19 protein-coding genes and 1 riboswitch are annotated in these 20,760 nt (G+C 37.8%); of the genes, 1 reads left to right on the plus strand and 18 read right to left on the minus strand.

Annotated elements, in window-relative coordinates; translation table 11 throughout:
* Window positions 1-415: 415 nt before the first annotated feature.
* The 14 genes from AC0KUU_RS27435 to AC0KUU_RS27500 all read right to left on the minus strand — a co-directional run bounded on the left by AC0KUU_RS27435 (window position 416) and on the right by AC0KUU_RS27500 (window position 14,481).
* Window positions 416-1,429, minus strand: coding sequence for a C40 family peptidase (locus tag AC0KUU_RS27435; RefSeq protein WP_097824830.1), 1,014 nt, complete (start codon window positions 1,427-1,429; stop codon window positions 416-418).
* A gap of 32 nt (window positions 1,430-1,461) precedes the next feature.
* Entirely contained in the window at window positions 1,462-2,535 is a 1,074-nt protein-coding gene (locus tag AC0KUU_RS27440; protein WP_165575604.1) for an enolase C-terminal domain-like protein, read from the minus strand.
* Between the two features lie 60 nt (window positions 2,536-2,595).
* The gene (locus AC0KUU_RS27445; protein ID WP_322551702.1) at window positions 2,596-3,762 is read right to left on the minus strand and encodes a DUF819 family protein; all 1,167 of its coding nucleotides are present in this window, start codon (window positions 3,760-3,762) and stop codon (window positions 2,596-2,598) included.
* A 93-nt stretch (window positions 3,763-3,855) separates the two neighbouring features.
* Complete coding sequence (locus AC0KUU_RS27450; protein ID WP_028412670.1) at window positions 3,856-4,179, minus strand: DUF3870 domain-containing protein; 324 nt, start codon at window positions 4,177-4,179, stop codon at window positions 3,856-3,858.
* A 213-nt stretch (window positions 4,180-4,392) separates the two neighbouring features.
* Complete coding sequence (locus tag AC0KUU_RS27455) at window positions 4,393-4,536, minus strand: hypothetical protein (protein ID WP_342314838.1); 144 nt, start codon at window positions 4,534-4,536, stop codon at window positions 4,393-4,395.
* Between the two features lie 132 nt (window positions 4,537-4,668).
* Window positions 4,669-5,406, minus strand: a complete 738-nt coding sequence (locus AC0KUU_RS27460) for a glycerophosphodiester phosphodiesterase (RefSeq protein WP_043978087.1) — start codon at window positions 5,404-5,406, stop codon at window positions 4,669-4,671.
* A gap of 86 nt (window positions 5,407-5,492) precedes the next feature.
* Window positions 5,493-6,833: an ABC transporter substrate-binding protein gene (locus AC0KUU_RS27465; protein ID WP_043978090.1), complete on the minus strand. Its 1,341-nt coding sequence runs from the start codon at window positions 6,831-6,833 to the stop codon at window positions 5,493-5,495.
* A 13-nt stretch (window positions 6,834-6,846) separates the two neighbouring features.
* Window positions 6,847-7,659, minus strand: coding sequence for a carbohydrate ABC transporter permease (locus AC0KUU_RS27470; protein WP_043978093.1), 813 nt, complete (start codon window positions 7,657-7,659; stop codon window positions 6,847-6,849).
* Window positions 7,656-8,591, minus strand: a complete 936-nt coding sequence (locus AC0KUU_RS27475) for a carbohydrate ABC transporter permease (RefSeq protein ID WP_028412674.1) — start codon at window positions 8,589-8,591, stop codon at window positions 7,656-7,658. Before AC0KUU_RS27475 ends, AC0KUU_RS27470 begins: the two co-directional genes overlap by 4 nt.
* Window positions 8,588-9,703 carry a sn-glycerol-3-phosphate ABC transporter ATP-binding protein UgpC gene (locus AC0KUU_RS27480; protein ID WP_162215199.1) on the minus strand — a complete coding sequence of 372 codons (1,116 nt, stop codon included), beginning with the start codon at window positions 9,701-9,703 and terminating at the stop codon, window positions 8,588-8,590. Before AC0KUU_RS27480 ends, AC0KUU_RS27475 begins: the two co-directional genes overlap by 4 nt.
* Window positions 9,704-9,723: 20 nt before the next feature.
* Window positions 9,724-10,302, minus strand: a complete 579-nt coding sequence (locus AC0KUU_RS27485) for a glycerol-3-phosphate responsive antiterminator (protein ID WP_043978098.1) — start codon at window positions 10,300-10,302, stop codon at window positions 9,724-9,726.
* A gap of 244 nt (window positions 10,303-10,546) precedes the next feature.
* The gene (gene bioB, locus AC0KUU_RS27490) at window positions 10,547-11,542 is read right to left on the minus strand and encodes a biotin synthase BioB (protein WP_043978101.1); all 996 of its coding nucleotides are present in this window, start codon (window positions 11,540-11,542) and stop codon (window positions 10,547-10,549) included.
* A 148-nt stretch (window positions 11,543-11,690) separates the two neighbouring features.
* Entirely contained in the window at window positions 11,691-13,916 is a 2,226-nt protein-coding gene (locus AC0KUU_RS27495) for an alpha-galactosidase (RefSeq protein WP_043978104.1), read from the minus strand.
* Window positions 13,917-13,935: 19 nt separating this feature from the next.
* Window positions 13,936-14,481: a hypothetical protein gene (locus AC0KUU_RS27500; protein WP_237075570.1), complete on the minus strand. Its 546-nt coding sequence runs from the start codon at window positions 14,479-14,481 to the stop codon at window positions 13,936-13,938.
* A gap of 321 nt (window positions 14,482-14,802) precedes the next feature.
* Between AC0KUU_RS27500 and AC0KUU_RS27505 the strand changes: the two genes are divergently transcribed.
* The gene (locus tag AC0KUU_RS27505) at window positions 14,803-16,116 is read left to right on the plus strand and encodes an APC family permease (protein WP_043978109.1); all 1,314 of its coding nucleotides are present in this window, start codon (window positions 14,803-14,805) and stop codon (window positions 16,114-16,116) included.
* A gap of 132 nt (window positions 16,117-16,248) precedes the next feature.
* Here the strand turns inward: AC0KUU_RS27505 and AC0KUU_RS27510 are convergent, their stop codons facing one another.
* The 4 genes from AC0KUU_RS27510 to AC0KUU_RS27525 all read right to left on the minus strand — a co-directional run bounded on the left by AC0KUU_RS27510 (window position 16,249) and on the right by AC0KUU_RS27525 (window position 20,335).
* Window positions 16,249-17,040 carry an EcsC family protein gene (locus AC0KUU_RS27510; RefSeq protein ID WP_114897227.1) on the minus strand — a complete coding sequence of 264 codons (792 nt, stop codon included), beginning with the start codon at window positions 17,038-17,040 and terminating at the stop codon, window positions 16,249-16,251.
* A 24-nt stretch (window positions 17,041-17,064) separates the two neighbouring features.
* Entirely contained in the window at window positions 17,065-17,670 is a 606-nt protein-coding gene (locus AC0KUU_RS27515; protein WP_013055189.1) for a DedA family protein, read from the minus strand.
* A 160-nt stretch (window positions 17,671-17,830) separates the two neighbouring features.
* Window positions 17,831-18,862 carry a sporulation integral membrane protein YtvI gene (ytvI, locus tag AC0KUU_RS27520; protein WP_013055188.1) on the minus strand — a complete coding sequence of 344 codons (1,032 nt, stop codon included), beginning with the start codon at window positions 18,860-18,862 and terminating at the stop codon, window positions 17,831-17,833.
* 213 nt (window positions 18,863-19,075) lie between these two features.
* The gene (locus tag AC0KUU_RS27525; protein ID WP_025753247.1) at window positions 19,076-20,335 is read right to left on the minus strand and encodes a cation:dicarboxylate symporter family transporter; all 1,260 of its coding nucleotides are present in this window, start codon (window positions 20,333-20,335) and stop codon (window positions 19,076-19,078) included.
* A gap of 106 nt (window positions 20,336-20,441) precedes the next feature.
* Window positions 20,442-20,581, minus strand: a riboswitch (cyclic di-AMP (ydaO/yuaA leader).
* Between the last annotated feature and the right edge of the window lie 179 nt (window positions 20,582-20,760).

A 20,760-nucleotide genomic window follows, 5' to 3' on the forward strand; every position in this document is an offset into this window, starting at 1 on the left:
CAGCGTTCATCCTGAGCCAGGATCAAACTCTCCGAAGAAATGTTTGACTTGCTCAATTAAAAAATAAAATTTAACGTTGACGTTTGTCGCTTTGTTCAGTTTTCAAAGTTCAACCGCCGCTCTTAGGCGACTTTATTATCTTATCAAGTTATCAACGTAATGTCAACAACTTTTTAAAATTCTTTTTTCAGCTTCGTTGTTACAAGTATGTCTCAACGACGCTTTATAATAATATAACGATTTTCATATAAAGTCAATATGTTTCAAGAAGAAAAATGATTTTTTTCTCTTGTTTAACTACTTCCCTTACTGAGAAGTAGTTAAACGTAAATAAACTAAATTTTCTAATTTTTATCTATACTCTATATTAAAAAAGAAGCCCTTCACAAAAAGAGCTTCTTTCTTATCTTACTGATTAAGGTAAATAACGACGTGCACCTGCATACTCTTCAATATATCCCTTCGTGTTTAAAGGAATAATCTCTACTGTCCGCTCGGAGTTCGGCGAATGAATCATCATGCCATCTCCCGCATACATTGCTACATGGTGGACGCTTCCTTTTCCTTGGTTATAGGCAAAAAACAATAAGTCTCCGGGTTGAAGGTTGTTCATATCTACTGGTTGCCCTGCTCTAGACTGTGGCCCTGAGTCACGTGGAATCGTAATACCATGGGATTGGTACATCGTAAACGTAAATCCAGAGCAGTCAAATCCAAAACCACTCATGCCAGCCCATAAATATGGAAGATTTAAGAATGCCTTTCCACTTTCAACAAGCTCCGTGCCAGTTGGTACAGGAATATCTTTTTGAGACGCGTAGATTTTTCCTGCTTTTGTAGAAATCCATGCTGTCTTTCCATTTGGTTTTAATACTTTATATGCACTCTTTGATTTTGCCAAAAGAGGTAAGCGCGTATTATAGCTAACTTCAATACCTTTCTTTTTCAAAGAAGGCGAATGATATAGATAAGTAGTCGGAGCCGTCACCATTACAAAAGGCTTCTTTGCATACTGTTCGTACCTTTTGCTATAGGTTAATTGTTTAGTAGGCATCCATCCGGGATACCCTAATTCATTTCGAGAAGTAGGCTGTCCGTCTACAGCTACTTTGACCCAGTCTCCTTGTTCGTCTAAAACCGTTACTTTGTTTCCATATAACGCTTGTGTCTCAAGCATCCCATCGCTAGATAACTGCTGCTTCTGTTTCAAATTCATCGATGTGGTCCACTTTCTCATATCTACAGGATTAGTAGCTGACGGAGCGTCCACTTCCCGCAAGATGTCTGGTGCTGTCCACAGAGTAGCTGCTGCGACATCTATATAAGCAGTTTCTTTTTCTTCAGAAGCATGAACAGAAGGAACTGCACTAACCCCAAATGTAGCTAAAATAACTGTTGTTGCCGTTAAAAGCCAACGTTTTATATTCATCGTCTCTCTCCTTCTACTATATTACTATCCTTTTATTTTGAGATAGGAACGGTGATTTCTCCTATTCCAGGAAGATCTGATAAGAAAACCTCTTGACCGCTGTACTTTAACACATCCAGTTCAGTTGAAAGCCAAAGAGGAGCATCTAGATCAAAATACGTGATATTCGGATGAGCGGCTGCCAGATGAGCAGCTGCTCCCACGGAAAGTGATGGTTCCATCATGCTTCCAATCATACATGCAACACCGTTCGCCTCAGCAATACTTGCGATTTTTCTTGCTTCATTAATTCCTCCGCACTTCATTAGCTTAATATTCAAAAGATCCACGTACCGCCCGCTTACAAGCCTTAATGCATCTTTGGCAGAAAATAGACTCTCATCTGCCATAATGGGTACGTTTACTCGTTCAGTCACAAACTTTAACCCTTCCCAATCATGAGCAGGGACAGGTTGTTCTACCAATTCAATACCAAAGTTGAGAGTTTCCATTTTATTAATTAATTGCACTGCTTGTTTTGGAGTCCATCCTTGATTTGCATCCAACCGAAGTTTTACATGATCCGGAATGACAGATCGAATATGTTTAATACGCTCAAGGTCTAGCTCAGGAATTGAACCTACCTTTACTTTTAAAATGTCAAATCCGTCCGCTGCACTTTTTTGTGCGTCTTCAGCCATTTTTTCAGGTGTATCAACACTTATCGTCATACATGTAGAGATAGGCTGCTTATCGCCCAAGAAAGCATATAAAGGAATGTTAAGAAACTTTGTATAAGCATCATGCAAAGCGATATCAGCAGCTGCTTTAGCACTTGAATTGTGAATACAGCAGCTTTGAATTTTTTTTAAGAGTTTTTGAAACTGACGTATATCCTCTCCTATTAGCGCTAGTTTAATAGGTCCTTGAAGTGCAGCTTGAATGCCTTCTAAAGAATCGCCTGTAATAACATATGTTGGCGAAGCCGCTCCTTTTCCTTTTATTCCGTTTTCTAATTGAATCTCTACACTTATGCTGTCTATCTCTGTTGCTGTTCGAAGCGCTGTTTTAAACGGAACGAGCAGTGGAATGGTTTGATGCTTTACAGTTATGTCTTTAATTATCATTTCAATCGCTTCCTTTCGATTCAGCACAAATATTCTTTCATACGTATTTTTGGTTTATTCTTAGATCGCTCCTAAAATTTTGGCGACCATCATACCAAAATAAGTACCTAAGAAGGAACCCATTAGAGCCATAATGACTCCTACCGGAATCAGTGCACGGTTATAGGCAGCCGCAAGCATTGGAGCAGACGCCATTCCACCAATATTAGCTAAACTTGCTACTCCGAGCGTAAATAAATCATATTTAAATAGTTTAGCTAGCAACAGCATGATCACTAAGTGCACGAACATAATAAGAAAACCAGATACTAAGTAAATAGGAGCCTGAGCTAAATTTGAAAAATCTGATTGAGAAGCAATTAACGCTATAACGATGTATAACATAACGTTTGATACATCGAGCGTACCTGGAATTTTTGCCGCTGGGGTTACAGCAAGCACTAGACCAACCACAGAAGCAATCATAATCGTCCAGCTCGTTGCATTAATAACCGCTCCCACTTCAGGCAAACGCCCTCCGATAAATGTAGAAAATGCCGAAACGAACAAACCTAGACCAAGTAAATAAAGAAGATGCTGAAACTGCGGGCCTTCTTTTTCGCTTTCAGAAGTTGCTGCGACTTCATCTATACTATTCTCAATAAAGCTGACGTCTGCTTTTGTCCATTTATTAAATTTAGATGCAAATGGTACAAGCCAAAACATAAACATAACCCATACAGCATAGTTAATCGTATCCATCATAAGAGCGTAGCCAAATATATTTTCTGGAACATCCAAAATCCCTTGGAGAGCAACCATGTTAGCTGATCCTCCGGTCCAACTTCCTGATAAAGCACCAAAAGCTTTCCACGTGTCCTCTACATAGAAATTCTTAAAGATGGCATAGACGAGGATAAAACCTACCATTATGCTAAAAACCGCAACGATGAATCCTCCCAGCATTCTTGGACCAAGTTTAATTACACTTCGAACATCACACTTTAACAGCATAAGCATCAGCATGGCCGGAAGCAGTGCATTTTTAACGCCCGTATACATGGCGACATTTGATTCGCTATCCCCAAATACCCCTGCCGTTTGCATAAGAGCAGCTCCTATATAAATAAGTACAATACCCGGAATAAATTTAAAAAATCGATTGGCTTTAAATCTTTTTTCAATCCCTACCATGAGCGCAGCAAAGGCAGTTAATACACTCACATACATAAATCCATCTTGAATCATTTATTCTTCCCCCTTCATCTCCCCGAAAATGTTTTTATACAAAACAAAATCCAGCCCAACGTTTGAAAACGTCAGGCTGGATTTCGTCTAGGTCTATGTAGACAAAGCAGCTGTTATTTGCTGATATTTTTTCTGTGCATCATGAAACGCTACCACCAGCGCTTTTTGGGAAGACCCGAAGTAGCGGCTGTTAATGTCGTCTATAAGGGTGGGATCACTTATGTGGCGTCCAATAAAAATTGATTGAACAAATCGAACGGTTAACTCAATCGTCGCTGAGCATTCCACATCAATAATTTTTCCATTTGTTTTATCAACTACCAATCCTAAAAAATACTGATTGAACTTTTTAGTAATCGGATTGCTTTGAGGAGCTTTGGCATCTCCAATAATATAGATAGTATCTTGATCATACATGATTTTTTATTCCTCCTAAAAGAGATAACAGACGATGCTAGGGACCGGCAAATGAACGTTTGCGGAGCTACGCAACATGTATTCGCTTTCATAAGGAACATTATAATCTATTCTCAATATATCATCTATAGAACAATTTCACAATATAACTTTTATACTATTCAGAATAGAAAAATATTTTTTTGTATAAAAAGAGAGTGCGACATAACGAACTTAAAACCTAAAGACGAACAAATGGGATACATGAGCTGAACCGCTTGTTACACCGCAGTTGATTTCCATGCAAGGCGAAGACTCCTGCGGGGTCTCACCTGTTCCGCTTTTCCCGCAGGAGTCTTCGCTTTGCCCTTTAATCAACTGCTAGAAAGACCTACACACATGAAACCTACGTTTACCATAACAAAAAAAACGAACCGCTAATCAAGCACTTTGATCAATGGTTCGTTTTTCATTTTGGTTCAAATATTTTTGTCTCGGCTTCTTTCTATGTTATCCTTTGAACACCTTAGAGGAAAAGCGATTAGGATAATCTGTCATCACGACTTCTACTGAAGCCTGCTGAAGCTTCAAGAAGTCATCCATTTCATTAATCGTATATACCCGCAAGTCTAATCCTTCTTGCTTTGCTTTTTTCTCGTACGAAGAAAGAGCAAAAGACATGTCACAGTGTAGGTGCGCTCCTATTGATTTTGCTTTTCCAATCGCATCTTCACTCACCCCTTCAAATAAAAAACCTGTTGATATATATGAATGGAGAGATCTCACTTTAGCCAAGCTATCATAGTTAAAAGATGACAAAATAACTTGATCTTCTAAATCAAACTCATCGATTAGACGAAGAACTTTTTCCTCAAGTTTTGGATAGTAAATTTGGTCATTTTTTAATTCAATGTTCACGGTCATTTCTGTCTTTTTGTCCATCATCCACTCAAACACTTCTATTAACGTGGGAATCGATTGTTTAGAAAAACGAGAATCATACCAGCTTCCAGCATCGAATAATCGCAGCTGTTTATACGAAAATTCTTGAACGTATCCCATTCCATTCGTCGTTCTGTCAATTCGTTCATCGTGAATCACCACTATTTCCCCGTCTTTGGTTAGTTGTACATCCAATTCAATACCTGAAACTCGCATTTTTCTAGCTTCTTCAAATGCAATCATTGTATTTTCAGGATATCGTCCGCTAAAGCCGCGATGCGCATAAAGATCAATTGAATTATTCATTGTCCTCTGTCTCTCCTAACTAGTCATTCACTAAATAAAAAGCTCGTCCTCAAAATAACTTGAAAGACGAGCTTCGTAATCATACGTTATTTTTGATTGGCTACTTCTAATGCTCTATTTGTTTCTTTTGCTGCTTGATCAAGTGCTTGTTTCGGCTTTACTCCCTGGTACAGGCTTTCCATTCCTGTTACTACCTTTTGGCGTGATTCCGGAAATACCGAAATTAAAGCGCCTTGTGTTGCCGGAGTTGATTTAGTTTTATGAAGCTGATCAACCGTCACTTTTAGTTGAGGATATTTTTCCCATTCTTTCTTTACAATTTCTTGATCATATGCTTTAGGATTAACCGCAAAATAGCCACTTTCCACGTGCCATTTTGCCTGAACTTCTGGTGTTGCTAAATATTTCATGAAGTCCCACGCCGCTTTAGATGTTTCATCACTAATTCCTTTAGACATCCATAAAGATGCTCCCCCGATAGCTACTCCTTGGCGATCCTCTTCCTTTGGCACAGGAAGATCTGATACGCCTACTTGAAATGGAGCATTATCTACTAATGTTTTAATACCTGCTGATGAATCTAAAAACATTGCAATTTTTTTAGATTGAAATGCTGCGCGCATATCGTCCCAGTTTTGCCCTACATTGTAGAAGGTACCTTCTTTGTACATGTCATTGATTAAATTAAATGCGTTTTGTCCTTCTTTTCCATTAAATACTGCCTTCTCGGCATCCCCTTTACGACCGTTTTCGTGATCTACATACAAACCGCCTTGAGAAGCAACTAGCTCTTCAAAGAACCATCCGTAATTTAGAATTGAAAAACCGTATTGTGATGTTTTATTTCCTTGTTTCTCTGTTAATTTCTTTGCAGCTGCCTTTAATTCATCATACGTTTTTGGTGGGTTTTCAGGATCTAACCCTGCTTTTTTAAAGGCATCTTTGTTGTAAACAAGAACCGGTGTTGAAGAGTTGAACGGCATTGAATATTGCTTTCCATCTACTTGGTAATAGCTTGAAATGTTTTTCTCCCACTGTGAAGTATCGTAGTGGTCTTCATCAATAAATTTTTGAACAGGCTGAACCTTACCACTGTCTATCATGAATTTCGTTCCTACTTCGAACGTTTGCATGATAGCAGGTGCATCTTTAGTTCCTGCTACCGTATTAAATTTTGTTTGTGCTTCCTCATACGTTCCTTGGAAAACGGGCTTTACTTCAACTTTATCCTGAGATTTATTGTACTCATCGACTATTTTATTGAGTGATTTTTCAAGGTCACCGCTCATGGCGTGCCAAAAAACGACTTCTGTTTTACCTGATGCTGTTTTTTTTGTTTCTTGCGCTTCCGAAGAACCAGTTGAGTTTGAGCAAGCGCCTAGAATAACTAGCAAGCATGCCGTTACGATAGCCAATATCTTTTTCATCACATTCACTCTCCTATTTAATTGCACCTTGGGTTAATCCTTTTTGAAGACGTTTTTGACCTAGGAATAATAGTAATAATGTCGGTATAATAACAACCACGACAGCGGCCATAACCACTCCCCAATCAGTTGAAATCTCCTGCGTTTGCATTTGTTTTAAACCAATCTGAACGGTACGAACATCCTCTGTATTTGTCACTAATAGTGGCCATAAATACATATTCCATGTTGTTAAAAAGCTATATACACCAAGCGTAACTAGACTTGTTTTAGACACAGGGAGCACGACGTTCCAAAAGAAACGAAAGCGGCTGATCCCTGCAACTTGAGAAGCTTCATATAACTCATTCGGAATGGTTTTAAACTGCTGACGCAACAAAAATGTCCCAAACGCTAAAGCAAAAAAAGGAATTGTTAATCCTAAATAATTATTAATCCACCCTAGCTTTTGCGCTGTTAAAAAGTTAGGAACCATCGTTGCTTCCCATGGAATCATCATCGTAGAAATAAAGAGAAAGAAGATAGTATCTCTTCCTTTAAATTTAATAAATACAAATGCAAAAGCTGCCAAACTTGAAACTAACAGCTGCCCGGCCATAACAAAAATAGATACAGCAAAACTGTTAATTAAATAATGAAGCAGCGGAACTTTTTCAAAAGCATCCCGATAGTTTTCAAATGAAAAAGATGACGGCCAAATCTTCCCTTCTAACACTTCCGCTCCACTCATAAAACTAATGGAAAAAGCGTATAGGATAGGAAACATCAATACTAAAGTAGCTGCAATGAGTAGCAAGTAAGTTGTCCATTTTCTCGTGATGCTCATTGATAATGTACCTTCCTTTCTCCAAGCTTAAATTGAAGAGCCGTAACCAGTAGAATACAGAAAAACAAAATTGTAGCTTGAGCACTTGCAGAGCCAACATTATAGTTTACAAATGCATCTTTGTAGATTGAATAAACAATGACATTTGTCGAATCTGTAGGTCCGCCTTTTGTTAAAATGTCAATTTGTCCAAACGTTTGAAACGCGTTAATAAACGAAACGGTAATGATAAAAAACAGCGTTGGCGAAAGCATCGGAAGCGTAATTTTACGTAGCTGATACCAATAGCTAACTCCAGCAATACGCGCATTTTCATACAGCTTTTCATCAATATTTTGTAACCCGCCAAGTAAGATTAAAAAGGTAAAACCAATGTTCATCCAAATCGTAGAGATAGACACAGCAATCAGCGCATACTTAGGGTCTAATAACCACTGCACATCATGAATTCCTACAAGATTTAATACTTTATTGATAACACCGATTGTCGGGTTATACATAAACATCCAAATTACAGAAGAAGCCGCTACGCTCATTCCCATCGTAGATGAAAACATCGTTCTGAAAAAACCAATTCCTTTGAGCTTTTCATTTGCGATTAGCGCTAGGAATAAGGCAATAATTAAACCTATAGGCACCGTGTAGAGTACAAATAAAAAAGTGGCTTTCATACTTTGTAAAAAGTTTGGATCTGTAAATAGATAAAAGAAATTTTGTAGCCCTACAAATTTCAAGGGATTTCCCTGTGTATCTGTAATAAAAAGACTTAAATATAACGTCTTAATCATTGGGTAGAAAAGAAATACACCAAATAATAATAATGATGGCAGCAAGTAAGATAATCCTACCAATAGGTTAGGCATTGACTTCTTTTCTTGTGGATTGGATGAAACAGAAACAGGCGAGTTTGCTGTTTTGGTAACAGCACTCATACAAATGCCCCCTTTACAGTTAAATCTTCCGTTGATGGTTCATAGTGCAAGCATGAACCTGTATCGTTATCAAATAAAAACAGATGTTTTGGATCGATAAAAATAGGGACGCGCTCTCCCACTTTTATATTCCATTGACCGTTCCACTTAGCCATCCACTGCTTGTCACCCATATGAAATGTAAGCAGTGTTTCTGTTCCTAGAATTTCGACATTATCTATCTCTACAATAAAGCTGGTGTTATCGTTTGTCGCAAGCTGAACATGCTCAGGTCTTACTCCAACCACAACTTCCTTTTTACCGCTAAAGTTACTGTGTGGTGTACTCATAGAAATAGCTCTTCTATCTTCAAAAACGAGTAAGTTATTTTCTATAGAAACGTTTGATAAGTTCATAGGAGGAGAACCTATAAACGACGCTACGAACGTGTTTGCCGGTGCATTGTAAATATCAAGGGGACGCCCAACCTGCTGAATATTACCTCCATTTAAAATCATCATTCGATCCGCCATCGTCATCGCTTCCGTTTGATCGTGCGTGACATAAATCATCGTAATACCTAACTTACGCTGAATCTGGCGAATTTCTGATCTCATTTTTGCTCGCAGCTTTGCATCCAAGTTGGATAACGGCTCATCCATCAGGCAAATAGGCGAATGAGTAACAATAGCACGTGCGAGTGCTACACGCTGGCGCTGTCCTCCCGAAAGCTGTCTAGGCTTTCGCTTTAAATATTCACTTAAACCAAGCATTTCTGCTGCTTCCCTGCAGCGCTTTTGCTGTTCTTGCTTTGAAATCTTCTTTGTATGCAGACCAAAAAGAATATTTTGTTCTACTGTCAAATGCGGATATAAAGCATAGTTTTGAAACACCATGGACAAATCGCGCTGACTTGGAAGCAGTTTATTTGCTTTTACATCTCCAATTAGCAACTCTCCCTGCGTGACTTCTTCTAATCCGGCAATCATTCGCAGCATTGTACTTTTCCCGCATCCTGAAGGACCTACTAATACGAAGAATTCTCCAGGTTCAATTGTGACGTTAATATCTTGAATGACATTTGTTTTTTGATCGTATGACTTTCCAACGTTAACTAACTCTACTTTTTTCATTAAAAACGCTCCTTTCTCGCTCATTCATATTTTTTCCATAGCCATGATTTCCCTGTAGAAACTGCCGTAGCCCCTGCTTTTAAAGCAGCTTGGATATGGCTTTCATTTTGAATGAGTCCACCTGTAATAATAGGGATACTTATTTTTTTAACGATTTTCTCTATCATCTCCGGAATCAATCCTGGCATTAGTTCTAATGCATCCGGTTTAATATTTTGAACGGTTTTTAACCCTTGTGCTACTGCGTCTGTATCCACTAAAAATAGTCGCTGAATAGCAACCAGCCCTTCCTGTTTTGCGTAATTAATGAGTGAACTTTTAGTGGTTACGATCCCTGTGGGTTTTACAAACTTAGCGAGAAATTTAAGCCCTTCCCGGTCATAGCTAATTCCCGGAATTTTTTCAATGTGTAAGAAAACCATTCGATTATGCTGTTTGAGTAAATCTACATAGCGTTTAATCACACTAATATTGCCCGTTAATAAAAAGGCGGCCTGGATCTCTGTTTCTAAAAATCGCTCTAAATTTTTCGGACTTTTAATGGATGCAATTAAACGATCTTGTCCAAGCTGTTGTAAGAAATCTGCTTCCTTATTCAAAACGATTCCTTCCTTTCATTTATAAAAAAACCACAAAAAACGCATAGGATGTTTATATAGACCTATTGTTTTTTGTGGTTTCTCAATTTCATAACCTTAGTAACTATTCACTTGTCGTTCACATGTTTTATAATAATGGTTATTTGTGAAGGCAATATAAAGAAGCTGTTGAGTTTTGTAAAGTAAACGTATAGTTCCTGTAAATCTGCTGAAGATAAAAAAAGCCGTTGATTTCTCAACGACTTCACAGTGCACATTCTTCGATTTCAAATCCTAAATCTTCAATTAATCCCCAGTCAGCTGTAGGTTCTTGACCTTGAGTCGTTAAATAATCGCCTACAAAAATTGAATTTGCAGCAAACAAACCAAGCGGCTGAAGCGATCTGAGATTGACTTCTCTGCCTCCTGAAATTCGAATTTCTTTCGTTGGATTTACAAAACGCATCATCGCTAACAGCTTTAAGCATTGCATTGGCTTTAACGCCTTTTTGTCTTCTAGAGGCGTTCCTGGAACGGCAACAAGAAAGTTGCATGGAATAGAATCTGCATCTAACTTTTTAATTTGAAAAGCTAATTCAACGGCTTGTTCATGTGTCTCGCCCATTCCAAAAATCGCACCGGAACAAGGTGACAAACCTGCTTTTTTAGATGTAGTAACCGTATCGACTCGATCTTCATAGCCATGCGTAGAACAAATACTGTCGTAGTTATCAGCGTGAGTATTTAAATTATGATTATAGCGATGAACACCCGCCTCGACTAGTTCGTGTGCTTGATCATCTGTTAAAAAGCCTAGACAGGCACAGATTTTCAAGTCTGTCTTTTGACGAATTTCTTTTACCGCTCCCACTACGTGCGCTACTTCTTTATCAGTAGGACGGCGGCCTGACGCCACGATACAATATGTACCTGCTTTTCTTTTTTGAGCTTCAAAAGCACCTTCTACAATTTTCTCCTTTGTTAACCACGCATACTTATCAATCGGTGCTTCTGATACAATCGACTGCGAACAATATCCACAGTCTTCTGGGCATAAACCCGATTTAGTATTAATAATCATATTGAGCTTTACTTTTTTTCCATAATGATGATGACGAATTAAGTACGCGGCATTCATGACCTCTAACACTTCTTCATCCGGTACATGAAGAAGTTGAAGCGCTTCATTATATGTAATTTCTTTCCCTTTAATAATAGACTGAGCAAGTGCTTTCCAATCTCTTAAACCTGTGGTTTCCATCGATTCCCCTCCACTTTAGTAAACTAAAAAAATATAAAGTTAACAATTATAACTAAAAGTTACCATTACTTCTCCTTTTATGTCAACAATATACGATTAATAGTTAACTCAAAAAAGCCACTTCTATGATATAGAAGTGGCTTTTTGCTTATTGCGCTTGCAGTGTGTAAATAACCGATACAAAGTCTCCAGATTTTTCATCGTATGCTTCAACACCCGGATACTCATGAGTTAGAGTAATTCCTGCGTACATGAGCTCATCTCCATAAGCTGTTTGATCTGTTTCCATCACTGTATATTCATAATCAGGATGAAGCCCTTTTAGCTCGATGCGTTCATAAGAAGGATTTGGTCTAGCTAATACTTGATAATAACCGATGATTGCCTGTTTTTGATTGGATGAAACAACCATCCAGCTCGTCACATTTCCATCTTGTTCAAACGGACTTTTTAATCGATAGAATGTGCCATTTTGAATAAGGGATCGGTGTTTTTTATAATACTGAATTTGGTTTTTTACCGTTTCTTTTTCGTCTTCTGTCATCAGCGTAACATCTAACTCATAACCAAATGCGCCAAAATACGCAACGTCTCCTCTTGTTTCTAGACTTGTTACTCTGCGTACTTGATGATTTGGTACGGCTGATACGTGTGCTCCCATTGAACTGATTGGATAGGCAAAAGACGTGCCGTACTGAATCTTTAGACGTTCAATCGCGTCCGTGTTATCGCTCGTCCAAGCTTGAGGAGCATAATAAAGCATTCCCGGATCAAATCTAGCTCCCCCGCTTGCACATGATTCAAATAAAATATCCGGGAACTTCTTTGTTAGTCGCTCATACAAATCATACACACCTAAAATATAGCGGTGTACTACTTCAAACTGACGGTTCGCGGGCAGCCCAACAGATCCAATCTCTGTTATATTTCGATTCATATCCCATTTTATATAAGAGATAGGTGCTTCACTTAAAATAGCTTCCATTCGTTCATAGATATAATTCACTACTTCTTCTCTTGAAAAATCAAGCACATATTGATTTCGTCCATGAGATTGATGACGATTTGGCACATGAATCAACCAATCTGGATGCTTTTCATACAAGTCGCTTTGCTTTGAAATCATTTCGGGTTCAAACCATAACCCAAAGTCCATACCTAAATCCGTTACTTTTTGAGCCAATGACTTCATACCGCCCGGAAGCTTATTTTTATCTACAAACCAGTCTCCAAGAGAAGTTGTATCATCGTTACGCTTGCCAAACCAGCCGTCATCTAATACGAAAAGTTCAACGCCCAGCTTTTGTGCTTCTTTGGCAATATGTACAATTTTCTCTTCGGTAAAATCAAAGTACGTCGCTTCCCAGTTATTAATTAAAACTGGCCGCTCCAAATCCCGCCATTTTCCTCTAGCTAGACGCTTGCGATAAAGCTCATGATACTCTTGGCTAAGTCCGTTTAGACCGCTATTTGAATAAGCCAGTACTAGTTCTGGTGATTGAAAAGTTTCTCCACTCTCTAGTCGCCACTGAAAATCAAAAGGATGAATTCCCATCGTTATTCTTGATACATTATAATGATCTACTTCCACTTGTCCAAGAAAGTTTCCGCTGTATACAAGACTAAAACCATACGCTTCTCCACTGTGTTCAGTTGCAGCTGGATTTTTTAAAATTAAAAATGGGTTTTGCTGACTGCTGCTTGTACCTCTCGCACTAGAAATACTTTGAATACCAGGCTGAAGCATTCGTGTTTTCACGTGTCTTTCTCGAATCCACGCACCGGAAAGCTGAACCATCTCATAATTTGATGTAGGCAAATCAATGCTGCCGCTCATGATACGCAAAATATCGACTGGTTCTTCTCCTCTATGCTCAAATCGTGAGTGACGCGTAATAATATTTCGGTCTTCGTAAACGGTATACGTTAAAATAAGTGATGCATTGAGCAATTTATCAATCAGTTCAACTTCTACACTTGTGGCTTCACTCTCTTCTTCTACATATGTAGCAGGTAAGCCTTTTAATGGCTTCTTGCCTTTGTAAATTTTATGGTTATCGTATTCAAAATTTGTGATTCGGCTTCCGTTTTGCTGAAGAAGTTGATAGGCTGGCTCTCTGAAGTCTGTTGTTCCATAAGAAGGATACTCTTGTTTGATTGTTTCAAGAGAAAATGCTAGTTCTCCTTCATATACCGAAGCGCTAGCTCCTCTTGTTTCTACACGTAAAAAATGCTGAAAAGATGAACGGTGCTTAAGCTTTTTTCCATAGTACAAGTGACCGAGCTGCCCGTTTCTCAACACTGAAAAGATATAACTTACATCGCGTCCCTGCAGGTGAAATTCCTTTGTACCTTCATTAAATAAGATCCCCATTTTATTCCTCTCCTTACCATCAAATATCTAACGAGACATTTCCTTTTTCATCTATTGCCGTTGCATGCTCAAAAGCAGATGCTAGATTAATCTCTTTTCTCTCATACCATTTCGCTAAACCTTTGAATAACTCTTCTGTTTCAACCATTCTTGTGTCTACTCGCAGTTCAGTTTCATAGCTATGAAGAGACCAAGTGCTTTCACTAAATAAGGTCATTTCTACATCTAAACACATGTCTTTCCAATTAGGAGCACACATAATAGGATAACGTATGTCTGAACATGCAATGGTGTAGCGGTTAGAACCATTCTTATTCATAAAACAATGAACAAAAGAGGCATTCACATCGCCCTTACTAGTTTGTAAAGATTTATACAGTTGGATATCTAACAATGGAACGCTCCATTTTAATTTCATTTTTGGAAGAATTCTTTTTTTAACCGACTTGACCGTTAATTTAATAAAGTAAACACCATCTTTTTTTGTTTCATCCAATACGACATGCACACCTGGTTCCTTGTTTATCTCCAAGTTTATATAGGGTGTAGCAATCACTTCCTTCATCTCCTTCACCATCATTCTTAATTTTGTACACCAACAAAAAATGTAACCGCATTCAAAAATTTATTTTCGTATTTATTACAAGTAGATCACCTAAACGAAGCTTTTTTACTTTCTTTCATTTTATGTAAAATACTTTCTAGACTCAATGGTAAAAATCAAAGTGAAAAAAAGCATTTTTTTGCTTTATCTAGTAATCAATTAAATGCTCTTTATCTCTTAGCCCGCAATTTTCTCTTCTTTTTCAAAAAAAGATGACAAATTTAATAATATAGTATAATAATAAATAATGCAGAATGATTATACACAGAAAGGATGACAAATATGAATCATGAACCTTCTCTTCTTAAACAACTAAAATTATGGCATATCGTTGTGATAGGGTTAGGCTACATGGCACCTATGGCCGTTTTTGATACATTTGGCATTGTAACTGAATCAACAGATGGACATGTTTCAGGCGCTTATGCATTCACGTTGATCGCTATTTTATTTACAGCCATTAGTTACGGAAGGATGGTAAAAGCTTTTCCCGGAGCTGGTTCCTCTTATACATACGCACAGCAAGTAATGAATCCAAGCATTGGTTTTTTGGTAGGATGGACGGCTCTTCTTGATTATCTATTTCTGCCAATGATTAATGCGCTTTTGACAAATATTTACCTAAGCTCTCTGTTTCCAGGTGTTCCAAAGGCCGTATGGATTATCAGCTTTGTTGTCATCATGACCATAATAAATATTTTCAGCGTTCATTTAACCGTTTCTTTTGGTACGCTATTAGTTGCTTTTCAAATTTTAGTCGCTATTATCTTTATTATTTTAAGTGCTACAACTCAAGGCCAAGAGCTATCATTTAAACCGTTTATAAGTGAATCGGCCTCTATATCTCTGTTATTAAACGGAGCAGCTATTTTATGCTTTTCTTTTTTAGGATTTGATGCTGTAACCACTATGGCCGAAGAAACACTTAAGCCTGAGAAAACCATTCCTAAAGGGATTCTTATTATTGCGTGTACGGGAGGCGCCTTATTTATCACGGTTTCTTACTCTGCGCAGCTTCTTTTCCCTTCAGCCTCTTTGTTTCATGATTTAGAAGGTGCATCAGCGGAGATCGCTTATAAAATTGGCGGCCAGCTTTTTCAATCTATTTTTGTAGCAGCGGCCTTGACTTCAACTATTGCTTCTGGACTTGTCTCACATATGAGTGCATCAAGACTTCTCTATGCAATTGGGAAAGATGGTTATCTGCCTCGGGGAATTTTTGGCTATATTCACCCTAAAACAAAGACGCCTGTTTGGAACGTAGTGATTATTGGTGGCCTCTCTTTAATTTCACTAGGTCTGTCTCTTGAAAAAGCTACCTCTTTAATTAATTTTGGTGCTTTAATTGCGTTCAGTTCAGTGAACATAGCGGTTTTTATCCATTATTTTATTCAACAAAACAAACGATCTCTCAGTGGATATATTTCATATGTACTTATGCCTTTACTCGGCAGCTTATTTTTATTTTTTATGTGGCTTAACTTAGAAAAAACATCCTTATTTATCGGTATTGTATGGAGTATAATCGGAATTATTTATTTACTGATTGCCAGACGAAAAAATACTATTACCATTCCTACTTTTCATTTTGATTAAGGAAATAGACTTAACACATGAAAGCTACATTTACTATACCAATGGAAAAATCCGAACGTATTTGATTCTCAACCAAGAATCAAACTCGTTCGGATTTTTCTTCAACTAAAATACTTTCGTACCAGTCTCTTTTTATTTTTGCGATTGTGAGACTTTTTCCAAAATACGTCTTTTACGATAAAGCATCATTCCAACTTCCCCTATATCGCTAATTGCTTGTTTGTTAATATACGCTCCAAATACCATTCCTGCTATAGGAATCATTTGGAACAGCTTTTTCCAGCCCAAGTTGTCCCTGTAGGTTAGAAACACTTCTCTCCACCCTTGCAGCTGCTGCAAGCTCTGCGTTCGATTTCCGCTTGCTAATTCTTCTAAAATCGCACGTTTCCCTACAATGTCAGAAGACGAAAACTGCATGCATTTGACCATGAAAATTCGTTCCTCTTGCTCAGTGGGGTCGTAACCATAAGAAACAGCCACTTCTTGCAGTGTCTTAAGTGTAAGCCCTAATACAAAAGGAACATCAATAGCTAGTGTAAAAATCCCGCCTATACCGGTTGTAGCTCCTTGAAGCTGTGCATTCTTTTTTCGGACTTCAATAAAATGCTCTGCCAATTCATCCATTTCTTGCAGAGATAAATGCTGAATATCCTCTATCGAAAGCTGTTTCTTTTCTTGTAATTGTGCTGATGCTTTTTCTAGCGTGGCAGACGTATTAGCTAAATACTGGCCTCCATTATCAACATACTTAGCAATTTCATCTAATAATTTTTCTATTTTTTGATGAATGAACTTTGGCGTTACTTTATCTAAAGCTGAAAAAGGCAAACGAGCCAGCCGCTCCCAGAAAAAAAGTCCTTTTTGGTCTTTCTCCCACTTTTCAATTTTTCGTAACTCTACTCTTAACTGCTCATACTCTGACATATCCTCACTCTTTTCCTCGATTTATCAGCTCTGCCCTACTTGTTTATTCCGCACATATTTAATGATAAAAAACAGTGCAATTAAAACAACAATTCCGATTCCAATAGGCTGCATATATTGAGACACAATCGGCCCCACCTCTTTCCACTTAGGTCCTAACTTATATCCTAAATATACGTAAATAGCCGTTACTGGAAGCATCGCCACAAATGTATAAATAGAAAACAGCCATACATTCATTTTTGCCATCCCGCACGGAAAAGAGATAGCCGTGCGCACTCCTGGAATAAAGCGTCCAAAAAAAGCAACCCCGCTGCCGTACTTATTAAAAAAGCGATCGGCGGCGTCAATTTCTTTTTCTTTCACCAAAAAATATTTTCCATATTTTAAAACCAGCGGTCGTCCACCGTAACGTCCCAGTGCATAAAGAGTCAACGGTCCACAAACACCGCCTACTGTACCTGCAAGGATAGCCAGATACAAGTTCATATCACCTTGGTACACCCAATACCCTACTAAAGGTAAAACAAGCTCTGCCGGGACAAACTCAAACGTTAATGCTAGAATTACGCCAAAATAAGAGAGCTGTTTTAGCGCTTCAATTAAAGAAAGTAAAACCGACTCTAACAAAAATTCTCCTCCTCATGTCATTAAATCTAAGACTGCAAAACTATAATTTAGCCGATTGATAGATAAAAACCAACGCGGCATAGTTTTTTCCTTTCCCTCTTTACGTATTACGTACTACAAAAGTTTCAATAAAAAAAAGCGCTAGTTTTATCCAGCGCTTTTATAGTTTAAAGTTAATTTGAATAATACCTACTTTACGAAGAGCATCGTATAAAATAACTAAAGCCGGTCCTAAAAATAATCCGACAAAGCCTAAAAGTTTAAATCCAATGTACAAACTAACTAATGCAGCCAAAGGTGAAATACCCATATTTGTAGAAAATACTTTTGGTTCTACTACACGTCTTACTACCGTAATGACTCCAAATAGAATAAATAAGCCGATTGCTAATGAGTCATGCCCTTGCGTAAGAGCAAAAATCCCCCATGGAACGAGCACCGAGCCCGTCCCAAGGATTGGTAAGATATCGACAATTACAATTAATAAACTAAGCAGCGCGGTATACGGAACATCTAATAGCCAAAGCCCTACATAAGCCATTACAAACGTCATGACACTTAAGATAATTTGTGCCTTAATAAAACCAACCCCCGCTTGGATAAGCTGAGTGATGACAACTTGTAGCTTATATTTCGTTTCTTCTGTTAAAAATGACTTAATTTTATTTTTAATAGCAGGCAGCTCAAGGCTGATAAATACAAGCGCTACTAAATAAATAAGAAACTCTAGTAGAAACCCAGGAACAGTAGCAGCAAAGCTAATGATGATTTCCACGGTACTTTTTAATAGAGAATCTAATGAATTTACGGTTTTTTCAAGCGTGCGCTCGATAGAAGAAATCACTTCTGTAGGAAGAGCGTTTGAATAGTATTTCCACTTAATAATAGTTGGATAAATCGCGGTTTCATAGATTTCTTTTACAAAGGAAGGCGCTATCTTTGAAAGAGCAACCACTTGCGTAACGATTGTCCGAACAATAAAAAATCCAATAAGTATGAGCGAAACAACATATAAAATGAAGGTCATAAGCACTGCGTAGACTCTCTTCATTTTAAAAGATTGATGCAATTTTTGAACAATACCCTCAAGCGCTAATGCTGTTAATAAAGCAAACACAATCGGTAAACTGTAAGGGATTAACAAACATACGATTACTATCGAGGCGATGACCCATATTCGCTTTTTCCACATACTCTACTATCCCCCAACTAGCTAAGCTATCTCTATATTTATTGATAAAGAAAGGAACCAGTGACTGCTTTTATGTAAGAATAAAATTTGAATATATTTATACCTGATGTTACATATTATAGGGTCAATTTCCATAATAATAAAGGAATTATTATTAAAAAAGCTACTTATTCTAATTTTTTGAATAGAATAAGTAGCTTTTTAATTTATAAATTAGCCGGCTCTCATGACCTCTGTACCTTTTTTAGGGTCAAATTTGCCTTCAGATTTAGACATCACAATTGCTGCTAGTGTGTTTCCTACTAAGTTAACAACCGTACGTGCCATATCCATGATTCTGTCTACTCCAGCAATGAAGGCTAATCCTTCTGCCGGAACCCCGATTGTTCCAAGAGTAGCCAGTAATACAACAAATGATGTTCCTGGCACGGCAGCCATTCCTTTAGATGTAACCATCAATACCAGAATGAGCGTCAGCTGTTGAACGATCGTTAAATCAATACCGTACACCTGCGCTAAGAATAACGCTGCAATCGCTTGATAAAGAACGGAACCATCTAGGTTAAATGTATAACCAATTGGTACAACGAACGATACGATAGCTTTTGGACAGCCCATCTTTTCAAGTTTTTCCATAATTCGCGGAAGAACTGTCTCAGAACTAGATGTACTGTATGCTAACAACAGTTCATCTTTCATATAGCGGAATAAGTGGAAAATGTTAATTCCTGCCCATTTCGCGATTCCTCCTAATACAACAAGTAGGAAGAAAATTAACGCTAAGTAAACTAAGATAACAAGCTTTCCTAATGAAAGGAGTGACTCTAAGCCGAATTTTGAAACTGTTACACCAATTAAAGCAAATACACCAATTGGCGCCACTTTCATTACAAGGTTTACCACGTGAAACATTGCGTGAGAAACGCCGTCGAAGAATTGTACAACTGGCTTTCCTCTTTCCCCAATTGCCGCTACTCCTAGTGCAAATAACACTGTAAAGAAGATAATTGCTAGCATATCTCCTTCAACAATTGACTGGAAAAAGTTTGTTGGAACAATGTGTAAGAAAGTTTCAGCCACTGACTTTCCTTCTTGCTGTTTGGATGTTTCAACATATTGTGAAATATCACTCTTCTGTGCTGAATGAATGTCTACACCTTGCCCTGGATGAAAAATATTAGCAACCAATACACCGATTATAATTGCAAAAGTCGTAATAATTTCAAAATAGAGAATGGTTTTAACGCCCAGCTTTCCGACCTGTTTGCCGCTCCCTGCTCCTGCAACTCCAACGACTAAGCTTGAGATAACAATTGGAATAACAATCATCTTAATTAATCTTAAAAATAGGTCTCCTAGCGGCTGTAGGTATGTTACTACACGCGGATCGTTAAACCAAATTACCCCTACAAGAACACCGAGGATTAATCCGGTAAAAATCTGCGTAGCCAAACCAAAACGAATTTTTTTCATAGATGTACCTCCCCAAAGATGTATGACATTTGTATATACTTTTCTGAAAAAACAAAAAAAGACTATTCTTAAGAAAGAACAGCCTTTTACTTACGCTATTTTGGGCTCTTTCTCTCAATAAAGCAAACGGGGTTAACTGTCGGATTCGGAATTGAGAGTTTCCTACCTTTTGTAAGGATTCACCCCAAGGCAGCTTTACTGCCGATAATGATTCCCCCGCTCTATACGATTAAGCTTATTATTCAGTTTTTATAAAATTAAAACGATCTATACGTTGTCATACGTTTTTTACAGTCAATAAAACTAAACAGAAGTCTTACTTTTACTTAACTTTATACTGCACAAATATTAATTTACTATTTTTCGACACGTTTTGTCAATACCCATGTTTATAAAACGCTTTCAAAAGGCGATAATATATATTT

It is taken from the genome of Priestia sp. ST2, from assembly GCF_055810735.1.

Excerpts from the sequence above, each read along its gene's own strand:
- AC0KUU_RS27435 (WP_097824830.1), bottom strand. The coding sequence starts at position 1,429 with ATGAATATAAAACGTTGGCTTTTAACGGCAACAACAGTTATTTTAGCT.
- AC0KUU_RS27440 (WP_165575604.1), bottom strand. The coding sequence starts at position 2,535 with ATGATAATTAAAGACATAACTGTAAAGCATCAAACCATTCCACTGCTC.
- AC0KUU_RS27445 (WP_322551702.1), bottom strand. The coding sequence starts at position 3,762 with ATGATTCAAGATGGATTTATGTATGTGAGTGTATTAACTGCCTTTGCT.
- AC0KUU_RS27450 (WP_028412670.1), bottom strand. The coding sequence starts at position 4,179 with ATGTATGATCAAGATACTATCTATATTATTGGAGATGCCAAAGCTCCT.
- AC0KUU_RS27460 (WP_043978087.1), bottom strand. The coding sequence starts at position 5,406 with ATGAATAATTCAATTGATCTTTATGCGCATCGCGGCTTTAGCGGACGA.
- AC0KUU_RS27465 (WP_043978090.1), bottom strand. The coding sequence starts at position 6,833 with ATGAAAAAGATATTGGCTATCGTAACGGCATGCTTGCTAGTTATTCTA.
- AC0KUU_RS27470 (WP_043978093.1), bottom strand. The coding sequence starts at position 7,659 with ATGAGCATCACGAGAAAATGGACAACTTACTTGCTACTCATTGCAGCT.
- AC0KUU_RS27475 (WP_028412674.1), bottom strand. The coding sequence starts at position 8,591 with ATGAGTGCTGTTACCAAAACAGCAAACTCGCCTGTTTCTGTTTCATCC.
- AC0KUU_RS27480 (WP_162215199.1), bottom strand. The coding sequence starts at position 9,703 with ATGAAAAAAGTAGAGTTAGTTAACGTTGGAAAGTCATACGATCAAAAA.
- bioB (WP_043978101.1), bottom strand. The coding sequence starts at position 11,542 with ATGGAAACCACAGGTTTAAGAGATTGGAAAGCACTTGCTCAGTCTATT.
- AC0KUU_RS27495 (WP_043978104.1), bottom strand. The coding sequence starts at position 13,916 with ATGGGGATCTTATTTAATGAAGGTACAAAGGAATTTCACCTGCAGGGA.
- AC0KUU_RS27500 (WP_237075570.1), bottom strand. The coding sequence starts at position 14,481 with ATGAAGGAAGTGATTGCTACACCCTATATAAACTTGGAGATAAACAAG.
- AC0KUU_RS27505 (WP_043978109.1), top strand. The coding sequence starts at position 14,803 with ATGAATCATGAACCTTCTCTTCTTAAACAACTAAAATTATGGCATATC.
- AC0KUU_RS27510 (WP_114897227.1), bottom strand. The coding sequence starts at position 17,040 with ATGTCAGAGTATGAGCAGTTAAGAGTAGAGTTACGAAAAATTGAAAAG.
- ytvI (WP_013055188.1), bottom strand. The coding sequence starts at position 18,862 with ATGTGGAAAAAGCGAATATGGGTCATCGCCTCGATAGTAATCGTATGT.
- AC0KUU_RS27525 (WP_025753247.1), bottom strand. The coding sequence starts at position 20,335 with ATGAAAAAAATTCGTTTTGGTTTGGCTACGCAGATTTTTACCGGATTA.